This is a genomic window from Actinomadura bangladeshensis (assembly GCF_004348335.1).
Taxonomy (GTDB): domain Bacteria; phylum Actinomycetota; class Actinomycetes; order Streptosporangiales; family Streptosporangiaceae; genus Spirillospora; species Spirillospora bangladeshensis.
In genome coordinates this window covers 18,788-27,751 of sequence record NZ_SMJW01000094.1, presented here as the reverse complement: position 1 = coordinate 27,751, position 8,964 = coordinate 18,788, and the positions used below count along the sequence as shown (strand labels likewise).

The 8,964-nt window shown below is 73.2% G+C and carries 7 protein-coding genes; 5 read left to right on the top strand and 2 right to left on the bottom strand.

Features of this window, described 5'->3' with window-relative positions; all coding sequences use genetic code 11:
- Positions 1–366: 366 nt before the first annotated feature.
- The gene (locus tag E1284_RS19540) at positions 367–702 is read left to right on the top strand and encodes a hypothetical protein (RefSeq protein ID WP_131940913.1); all 336 of its coding nucleotides are present in this window, start codon (positions 367–369) and stop codon (positions 700–702) included.
- A gap of 3 nt (positions 703–705) precedes the next feature.
- Here E1284_RS19540 and E1284_RS19535 read toward each other — a convergent pair whose 3' ends face one another.
- Positions 706–954, bottom strand: coding sequence for a DUF6458 family protein (locus E1284_RS19535; RefSeq protein ID WP_131940911.1), 249 nt, complete (start codon positions 952–954; stop codon positions 706–708).
- A 166-nt stretch (positions 955–1,120) separates the two neighbouring features.
- On the opposite strand from E1284_RS19535, the gene gatC reads away from it, so the two are divergent.
- The 3 genes from gatC to gatB are packed head-to-tail and all read left to right on the top strand — an operon-like array spanning position 1,121 to position 4,466.
- Positions 1,121–1,471, top strand: coding sequence for an Asp-tRNA(Asn)/Glu-tRNA(Gln) amidotransferase subunit GatC (gatC, locus tag E1284_RS19530; protein ID WP_131940909.1), 351 nt, complete (start codon positions 1,121–1,123; stop codon positions 1,469–1,471).
- Entirely contained in the window at positions 1,471–2,967 is a 1,497-nt protein-coding gene (gatA, locus tag E1284_RS19525) for an Asp-tRNA(Asn)/Glu-tRNA(Gln) amidotransferase subunit GatA (RefSeq protein WP_207923846.1), read from the top strand. The genes gatC and gatA overlap by 1 nt, the downstream gene beginning before the upstream one ends.
- Before the next feature lie 14 nt (positions 2,968–2,981).
- The gene (gene gatB, locus E1284_RS19520; RefSeq protein WP_131940923.1) at positions 2,982–4,466 is read left to right on the top strand and encodes an Asp-tRNA(Asn)/Glu-tRNA(Gln) amidotransferase subunit GatB; all 1,485 of its coding nucleotides are present in this window, start codon (positions 2,982–2,984) and stop codon (positions 4,464–4,466) included.
- 49 nt (positions 4,467–4,515) lie between these two features.
- Here the strand turns inward: gatB and E1284_RS19515 are convergent, their stop codons facing one another.
- Complete coding sequence (locus tag E1284_RS19515) at positions 4,516–5,610, bottom strand: PQQ-dependent sugar dehydrogenase (RefSeq protein ID WP_131940907.1); 1,095 nt, start codon at positions 5,608–5,610, stop codon at positions 4,516–4,518.
- Between the two features lie 440 nt (positions 5,611–6,050).
- Between E1284_RS19515 and E1284_RS19510 the strand changes: the two genes are divergently transcribed.
- On the top strand, positions 6,051–8,870 hold the full coding sequence (locus E1284_RS19510; protein ID WP_131940905.1) for a putative bifunctional diguanylate cyclase/phosphodiesterase: 2,820 nt from the start codon (positions 6,051–6,053) through the stop codon (positions 8,868–8,870).
- Positions 8,871–8,964: the final 94 nt, after the last annotated feature.

Here is an 8,964-nt window from a genome sequence, read left to right as displayed (position 1 = left end):
CGCCCCCACCGCCACCGCCTGGCTCCGCCGCCACACCCAGATAACCCCCGAACCCGCGGCGTGATCTCCCAGGGGGGCGACCCCCCTGGAACCCCCGTCACGAGCCGGTCGATCCTCACGCCACGGTGCGGGTCCTTGCGACCGTGCGGGTTCGTGTCGTGTCGCTGCGGTCGCCCGGCTCGCCGGGCATGCCCGCTGCGCTCGCAGAGCTCGCTCCGCGTGCCTGCCCGTGGGTGCCGCTCCGGTCTGCGGCGTGGCTCGGGTCTGGTCCGGGAGGGTGCGAATTGTGCTCGTCCCAGGCGCCATGACTAGGGGGTTTGCTGTTGGTATTACGGGGTGTCGGTGGGGGCGCTACCATCCTGCGTCATGAACGCCGCGCGCGGAGTGATCCTTGGACTGTGCATCCTGGTGGCCGGAGGCGTGTTCCTCGGTGTCATCTCGGATCTGCCCGACGACCAGAGCGACGCCGATATCGGCGACCTCATCAGCGTGCTCCTCGGGGGGTTCGTCATGCTGTCGGCCGCGGTCGTCGGGGCGGGTGCGCTGGCCGGGATGAGCGCGTCGGAGTCGCCGGCGAAGACGGTGACGTTCCCGTTCCAGCAGCAGGCGGGCGGCCCGGTGGGGCAGCCGTACGCGCAGCCGGGCGCGGGGGCGCAGCAGCCGGTGCCTCAGCAGTACCGGCCGCCGCAGCCGCCGCAGTAGGGGTCAGTACGGGCGGTGGCGGGTCTCGTAGTCGTCCTCGTAGTACTCCTCGCGGACGCGGGGCGGGGGGCGGCGGTCGACCGCGCGGCGGGCGGACACGATCCGGACGATGCCGATGACCAGGCCGATCAGGCCGCCGACCATCAGGATCACGCCGACCAGGCGGATGTCGATGCCGCTGAACTCGTAGTTGACCGCATAGGCCAGGATCGCGCCGATGATGATCAGGGCGATGCTGCCGCCGATGGTCACGGCGGGCTCCTCTCGTCGTCCCGGGGGTGGACGTGACAAGCCTTCCCCGCAGGCGGAGATGAAACGGCGCGCCGGGGCCGGGCCTGCGTAAAGCGGTCGGGCGGCGGGGCGCCGGGCCCATAGGATGGCGGTGAACCCACGTCATCCCAGGAACGGTTTCTCTCCCATGTTCGATGAGCACGCCGCCTCCGATGGCTCCACCGGGGACGGAGTCACCGGTGGAGCCATCACCCGTGACGAGGTCACGCACCTCGCCCGGCTGTCCCGGCTGGCGCTCGGCGACGATGAGCTCGACCATCTCGCCGCCCAGCTCGACCAGATCATCTCCGCGGTCGCGCGGGTGCAGGAGGTCGCGGCGGAGGACATCCCGCCCACCTCGCACGCGCTCCCGCTGACCAACGTCTACCGGACGGACGAGGTACGGCCGTGCCTCACGCCCGAGCAGGCCCTCGCCGGCGCGCCGGCGGCCGAGGAGCAGCGCTTCCGCGTCCCGCGGATCCTGGACGAGGAGGCCTGATGGAGCTGGTCAGGAAGGGCGCGGCGGAACTCGGGGAGCTGCTCGCCGCCGGTGAGGTGTCGGCCGTCGAGGTCGCCGAGGCGCACCTCGACCGCATCGCGGCCGTGGACGTGCGGGTCAACGCGTTCCTGCACGTCGACCGCGACACGACGCTGGCGCAGGCGCGGAGGGTGGACGAGCGGCGCGCGGCGGGCGAGGAGCTCGGCCCGCTGGCCGGCGTCCCGATCGCGCACAAGGACGTGTTCACCACGACCGACATGCCGACCACCGCGGGGTCGAAGATCCTTGAGGGGTGGCGGCCGCCCTACGACGCGACCATCACGGCGCGGCTGCGGCAGGCGGGCCTGGTGATCCTCGGCAAGACCAACATGGACGAGTTCGCCATGGGGTCGTCCACCGAGAACAGCGCCTACAAGACCTCGCGCAACCCGTGGGACCTGGAGCGCATCCCCGGCGGGTCGTCCGGCGGGTCGTCCGCGGCCGTCGCCGCGTACGAGGCGCCGCTGTCGACCGGCACCGACACGGGCGGCTCCATCCGGCAGCCCGCCGCCGTCACCGGCATCGTCGGGATGAAGCCCACCTACGGCGGCTCGTCCCGGTACGGGGTGATCGCGTTCGCGTCCTCGCTGGACACGCCCGGCCCGTTCGCGCGCAGCGTCCTCGACGCGGCGCTGCTGCACGAGGCGTTCAGCGGGCACGACCCGATGGACTCGACGTCGGTGAGCGAGGCCGTCCCGCCGGTCGTGGAGGCCGCCCGGCACGGCGACGTCAACGGGCTGCGCGTCGGCGTGGTGAAGGAGTTCGCCGGCGAGGGCTACCAGCCGGGCGTGTCCGCCCGGTTCAACGAGGCGGTCGAACTGCTGGAGTCGCTCGGCGCGAAGGTCGTCGAGGTGTCCTGCCCGAACTTCACCTACGCGCTGCCCGCCTACTACCTGATCGCGCCGTCGGAGTGCTCGTCCAACCTGGCCCGCTTCGACGCGATGCGGTACGGCCTGCGCGTCGGCGACGACGGCTCCCGCAGCGCCGAGGAGGTCATGGCGCTGACCCGCGCGGAGGGCTTCGGCCCCGAGGTCAAGCGCCGCATCATGCTCGGCACGTACGCGCTTTCGTCGGGCTACTACGACGCCTACTACGGCAAGGCGCAGCAGGTCCGCACGCTGATCAAGCGCGACTTCGAGGCCGCGTTCGAGCAGGTGGACGTGCTGGTGTCGCCGACGACGCCGACCACCGCGTTCCCGATCGGCGAGCGCGCCGACGACCCGATCGCGATGTACCTGGCCGACCTGTGCACGATCCCGGCGAACCTCACCGGCAACGCCGCGATCTCGGTGCCGTGCGGCCTGTCGGACGGCCTGCCCGTCGGCCTGCAGATCATGGCCCCGGTCCTCGGCGACGACCGCGTCTACCGCGTCGGCGCCGCCGTCGAGCGGGCCCTGGAAGGCCGCTGGGGCGGCCCCCTGCTGGCCCAGGCCCCGGAACTGGTGGAGGCGAAGTGACGACCCCGACGCTGATGGACTACGACGAGGCGCTGGTGAAGTTCGAGCCGGTGCTGGGGATCGAGACGCACATCGAGCTGGGCACCGCGTCGAAGATGTTCTGCGGCTGCCCGACGGAGTTCGGGGCCGACCCGAACACGCAGGTGTGCCCGGTGTGCCTGGGGCTGCCCGGGGCGCTGCCGGTGACCAACCACGCCGCGATCGAGGGCATCATCAAGATCGGGCTCGCACTGAACTGCGACATCGTGGAATGGTGCCGGTTCGCCCGGAAGAACTACTTCTATCCGGACATGCCGAAGAACTTCCAGATCTCGCAGTACGACGAGCCGCTCTGCGTGGACGGCCACCTGGACGTCGAGGTCGAGGGCGAGACGTACCGGATCGAGATCGAGCGCGTCCACATGGAGGAGGACACCGGCAAGTCGCTGCACGTCGGCGGCTCGACGGGGCGCATCCACGGGGCCGAGTACTCGCTGGTCGACTACAACCGGGCCGGCATCCCGCTGGTGGAGATCGTCACCCGGCCGATCCCGGCGACCGGCGACCGGGCCCCGCTGGTGGCGCGGGCGTACGCGACGGAGCTGCGCGAGCTGGTCCGGTCGCTCGGCGTCTCGGACGTCCGCATGGAGCAGGGCTCGATGCGCTGCGACGTGAACGTCTCGCTGATGCCGCGCGGCGCGCGGGAGTGGGGCACCCGGACAGAGACGAAGAACGTCAACTCGCTGCGGTCGGTGGAGCGGGCCGTCCGGTCGGAGATCGAGCGGCAGGCCGGCGTGCTGGACGCGGGCGGGCGCGTGGTCCAGGAGACCCGCCACTTCCACGAGGACACCGGCCGCACCACGAGCGGGCGCAGCAAGGAGGAGGCGCAGGACTACCGGTACTTCCCCGAGCCCGACCTGGTGCCGATGGCGCCGTCCCGGGAGTGGGTCGAGGAGCTGCGCGCGTCGCTGCCGGAGCTGCCCGCGGCGCGGCGGCGCCGCATCCAGGCGGAGTGGAACCTGTCCGACCTGGAGCTGCGGGACGTCGTCAACGCCGGCGCCGTCGACCTCATCGAGGCGACGATTGCGCAGGGCACCGACGCGCCCGCGGCCCGCAAGTGGTGGATGAACGAGCTGTCGCGGCGCGCGACCGAGCAGGGCGTCGAGCTGGCGGACCTGCCGATCACGCCGGAGCAGGTCGCGCGGGTGCAGGCGATGATCACGGCCGGGGAGCTGAACGACAAGCTGGCCCGCAAGGTGTTCGAGGGCGTCCTCGCGGGCGAGGGCACGCCGGACGAGGTCGTCGCGAAGCGCGGCCTCAAGGTCGTCAGCGACGAGGGCGAGCTGTCGTCGGTCATCGACCAGGTGATCGCCGGCAACGCGGACGTGGCCGACAAGATCCGCGCCGGCAAGGTCGCCGCGGCCGGCGCCCTGGTCGGCGCCGTGATGAAGGCGACGCGCGGGCAGGCCGACGCCGGGCGGGCGCGTGAGCTGATCCTGGAGAAGCTCGGCGCCTCCTGACGCACGGCCGGCCGCCGTCCCGCGGCCCGGTGAGGGCGCGGGACGGCGGTCAGCCGACCCGCACGCTGAGGATGCGGTCGTCGCCCCGGGCCGGCTCGCCGCGGCCGTCGCGGTTGCTGGTCGTCACCCAGAGGGTGCCGTCCGGGGCCTTGACGACGGCGCGGAGCCGGCCGAACTCGTTCTCGAAGTGCGCGACCGGCCGGCCCGCCTCGCCGTTGTCCAGGGGGACCTGCCAGAGGCGCTCGCCGCGCAGGGCGGCGGCCCACAGGGAGCCGCCGGCGTAGGCGAGACCGGACGGGGACGCCTCGTCGGTCGTCCACGTCAGCAGCGGTCTCGTGAAGCCGTCGCCGCCGTCCCCGTCGCCCTCGACCTCGGGCCAGCCGTAGTTGCGGCCCTTCTGGATCAGGTTGATCTCGTCGAAGCGGTTCTGGCCGAACTCGGTGGCGTAGAGGCGGCCCTTGTCGTCCCAGGCGAGGCCCTGCACGTTGCGGTGCCCGTAGGTCCAGACGCGGTTCCCGAACGGGTTGCCGGGGGCGGGCCTCCCCTCGGGGGTGACCCGGAGGATCTTCCCGGCGAGGGAGCCCTTGTCCTGGGCGAGGGGGCCGTCGCCGGTCTCGCCGGTGGTGATGTAGAGCATCCCGTCCGGGCCGAACGCCAGCCGGCCGCCGTTGTGGTTCGGGCCCTTCGGGATGCCGGTGACGATCGGCTCGGGCGTGCCGAGGCGCCCGTCATAGGTGGCGCGGACGACACGGTTGTCCGACGCGGCCGTGTAGTACAGGTAGACGAGGTGGTCGGTCGAATATGACGGGGACACCGCTACGCCCAGTAGCCCCGCCTCCGACTGCGGCTCGACGCCGGGCACCGTGCCCACGGTCGTCTTCTTCCCGGACGGCGCGACCCGCACGAGGCGCGCGGAGTCGCGTTCGGTGACGAGCGCGTCTCCACCGGGCAGGAACGCGACCGCCCACGGCACCTCGAGGCCCGACGCCACCGTGCGCGGCCTGCCGGTCGCCTCCGCCGGCGGACCGGACGTCAGCGGCGCCGGTGTGCGCGCACCGCCGTCACCGCCACCGCCGCCGGACGAGGACGAGCAGCCCGCCAGGAGCACCGCGGCGGAGACCAGGACGATCGTGTGCAGTCGCATGTACGCCTCCCGTAGGTAGTACGGATCCGGCGTGCGGGTCGTTCCCCGTCACCGAGCGTCATGCGGGGCAAGCCGCCGATTCTGTGACGATCGCCTTTCGGATGTCCCAAACGGATCCGCCACGAGGGCGTTTGTCGCCGGGAGGACGCCCAGCCTCAATCGCTCCGTGACCTACCGAACGTACATTGAGCGACACGGTGATCCCGTAGTGCAGCAACGTCGCTGATCTCCGGCAGGCGGCTCCGGCAGGCATGCTCCCCCCAGGCAGGCCGGTTCCCCCGCCACCGCTTCGCGCCGACCCTGCGCGGGGCACGATCCGCGACCTTCCGGCCGTTGTACGAGCGGCGAGGGTCGTGGACCCACTCTCCCCCCGGCGTGCGGCGTCACCGTCCGCGGGGGCCGGCACGCCCCCACCGGGGGGCAGGAAGGGACACGGCGCGATGAGCGGCGACTACGCGAGGCGGATACCGCCGCGTGCGCTGCCGGTCGCCATGGCCGCGGTCGTCGGCGTGCTGTACGCCACCGGGTCGCTGCTGGGCTGGGGCGGCCGGGCCTTCATCGCGTGGGCGGAGGCGGTCGCCGCGGGCGCCGCCGCCGTCTCGCTGCTGCTGTCGTCCCGCCGGCCGGACGGCGTCCCGGCGGAGCCGGGCGTCCCGGGCGGGCTGTGGCGCGCGTCGTGGCGCTGGTACGGGATCGCCGCCGCGTCCTGGTTCGCCGGCGCCGTCGGCGGAGCCCTGTCGGACGGCCCCGGCCGCAGCGCGCTGTCGCTGTCGGTTCCCGACCTGTTCTACCTGTTCGCGCTGGTCGCGCTCGTCACCGGCCTCGTCGTGCCGATCCGGCTGCCCCGCGACGCGGGGACGTGGCTGCGCTACGCCGCCGACACCTACGTCTGCGCCTGCGCGCTGTTCGTGCTCGGCTGGGTCGCGCTGTTCGGCGCCCTGTACCACCGGTCGGGGGAGTCGCCGTCGGAGTTCGGGCTGGAGCTGCTGTACCCGCTGATCGACATCGTGTTCGTCTGCGGCGCGCTGCCGTTCGTGCTCGGCGCCGCGCGCGGGCACCGCCGGCTCGCCTGGATGGGGTACGGCGCGCTGGCGGCGATCGGGGCCGCCGACATCGTCACCACGTTCGTCCGGCTGGACGGCGGCGGACCGTCCGACGACCCGTCCGACATCCTGCGCCTCGCCGGGCTGCTGCTCCTGCTGCTGGTGCCGTGGACGGGCCCGGCCGCCGAACCGGACCTGCCCGTCGACGACATCCCCGCCGACGTGGCGGTCGAGGCCGAGGAGTGCGGCCGCATGATCGGCCCCGGCATCGCGCCCGCCGCCGTGGCCGCCGCGGCGGCGCTGTTCATCGCCGGGCACTCCCTCACCGGGCGCAACGGCCTGGAGCCCGGCATCTCGATCGCCGCGGGCTCGGCGGCGCTGGTGCTGATCGCGCGGCTCGCGGCGCTGCTGCGGGAGAACGACGCGCTGCGGCGCGCAGTGGAGACCGGCGAGGAGCACTTCCGGGCGCTGTCGGAGAGCATCAACGACGCGGTCCTCATCTGCGACCTGGACGCGACCGTCCGGTACGCCAGCGCGGGCGCGCTGCGCATGTACCACTACACCTCCGACGAGCTGCTCGGACGCCCGCTGAACGAGCTCGTCCACCCCGAGGACGTCCCGCACGTCCAGGCGGTGTTCACCGAGTTCCTGGACGAGCAGGCCGGCCTCGGCGGCCCCGACGACGTGCTGCGGGTGTCGTGCCGGGTGCGCGCCGCCGACGGCACGTGGCTGCCGACCGAGTCGACGATCTCCCGGTACAGCGGCTCGGACGGGACGCCCGCCCGGCTGCTGGTCACCACCCGGGACCTCAGCGAGCGCGCGGCGCTGCAGCGGCAGGTCGCGCACCTGACCTTCCACGACGGGCTGACGGGCCTGCCGAACCGGTCCTACTTCGAGGAGCGGACGCGGGAGGTGCTGTCGCGGCAGCCGTCCGGCGGCAAGGTCGCGGTGGTGTTCGTCGACCTGGACGGGTTCACCGCGGTGAACGACTCGGAGGGGCACGCGGCCGGCGACCAGGTGCTCGCGCAGGCGGCCCGGCGGCTGCGCGCGAACGTCCTGTCCGACGACACGGTGGCGCGCTGGGGCGGCGACGAGTTCGCCGTCCTCGTGCAGCTGCCGCCGGACGACCGCGAGACGCGCGCCACGGTCGAGCTGGCCGGACGGCTCCTGCGCGTCCTCTCGGTCGACCCCTACCAGGTGGGCGACAAGCACATCGTGCTGACCGCGAGCGTCGGCATAGCGTTCGCCGGCGACGACGAGGAGCCCGCCGCCGCCGACGGTGGCCGCCGGGTCCGCCGCACCGCCGCCGACCTGCTGCGCAACGGCGACCTGGCGATGGCCCGCGCGAAAGAGGCGGGCGGCGGACGCGTCGAGGTGTACGCGCCGCACATGCACGCCGACGTCGTCCGGCGGCTGGAGCTCGGCAGCGACCTGCAGGCCGCGCTCGCCGAGGAGCAGTTCGCGGTCGAGTTCCAGCCGGTGGTGGACCTCGGCACGTCCCGGGTGACCGGGGTGGAGGCGCTGCTGCGCTGGTGGCGCGGGAACGAGGCGGTGCCGCCGGAGGAGTTCATCGGCCCGGCGGAGGAGTCCGGCCTGATGATCCCGCTCGGCGAGTGGGTGCTGCGGGAGGCGTGCCGGGAGGTCGCCCGGTGGCGCGGCGACTCCTGGGACGTCGGCCTGTCGGTGAACTTCACCGCCCGGCAGATCGCCGCGCCGCGCTTCACCGAGACGGTCGCGGCGGTGCTGGAGGAGACGGGGCTGGCGCCGAGCGCGCTCACGCTGGAGGTCCGGGAGGAGGTCCTCGTCGAGGACGCCGGCCAGAACGTGGCGCGGCTGTCGGAGCTGCGCGGCCTCGGCGTGCGGCTGGCGATCGACGACTTCGGCACCGGGTACGCCTCGCTGGCCTACCTCGGCCAGCTCCCGGTCGACATCATCAAGATCGACCCGTCGTTCGTGGCGGGCCTCGGCTCGGACGAGACGCTGACGCTGCTCACCCGCACGATCGTGCGGCTCGGCAGCGACCTCGGGCTGACCGTGGTCGCGGAGGGCATCGAGCGGCCCGAGCAGCTGGAGCTGCTGCGGGAGATGGGCTGCCCGCGCGGCCAGGGCTTCCTCGTGGCGCGGCCGATGGCGGCCGGGCGGGTCGAGTCGCTGGTGCGGACGAACCTCGGCGGCCGCAGCCGTCCCGGCGACGTGGCGCTGCCCCTCCCGGGCTGACCCGCCGCCCACGTGAGACGCACCACAAATGTCTCAGGATCTGAGATTTAGTGTCCACGGATTTGACCGCGGGCCGGACATCGGCGAAAGTAGG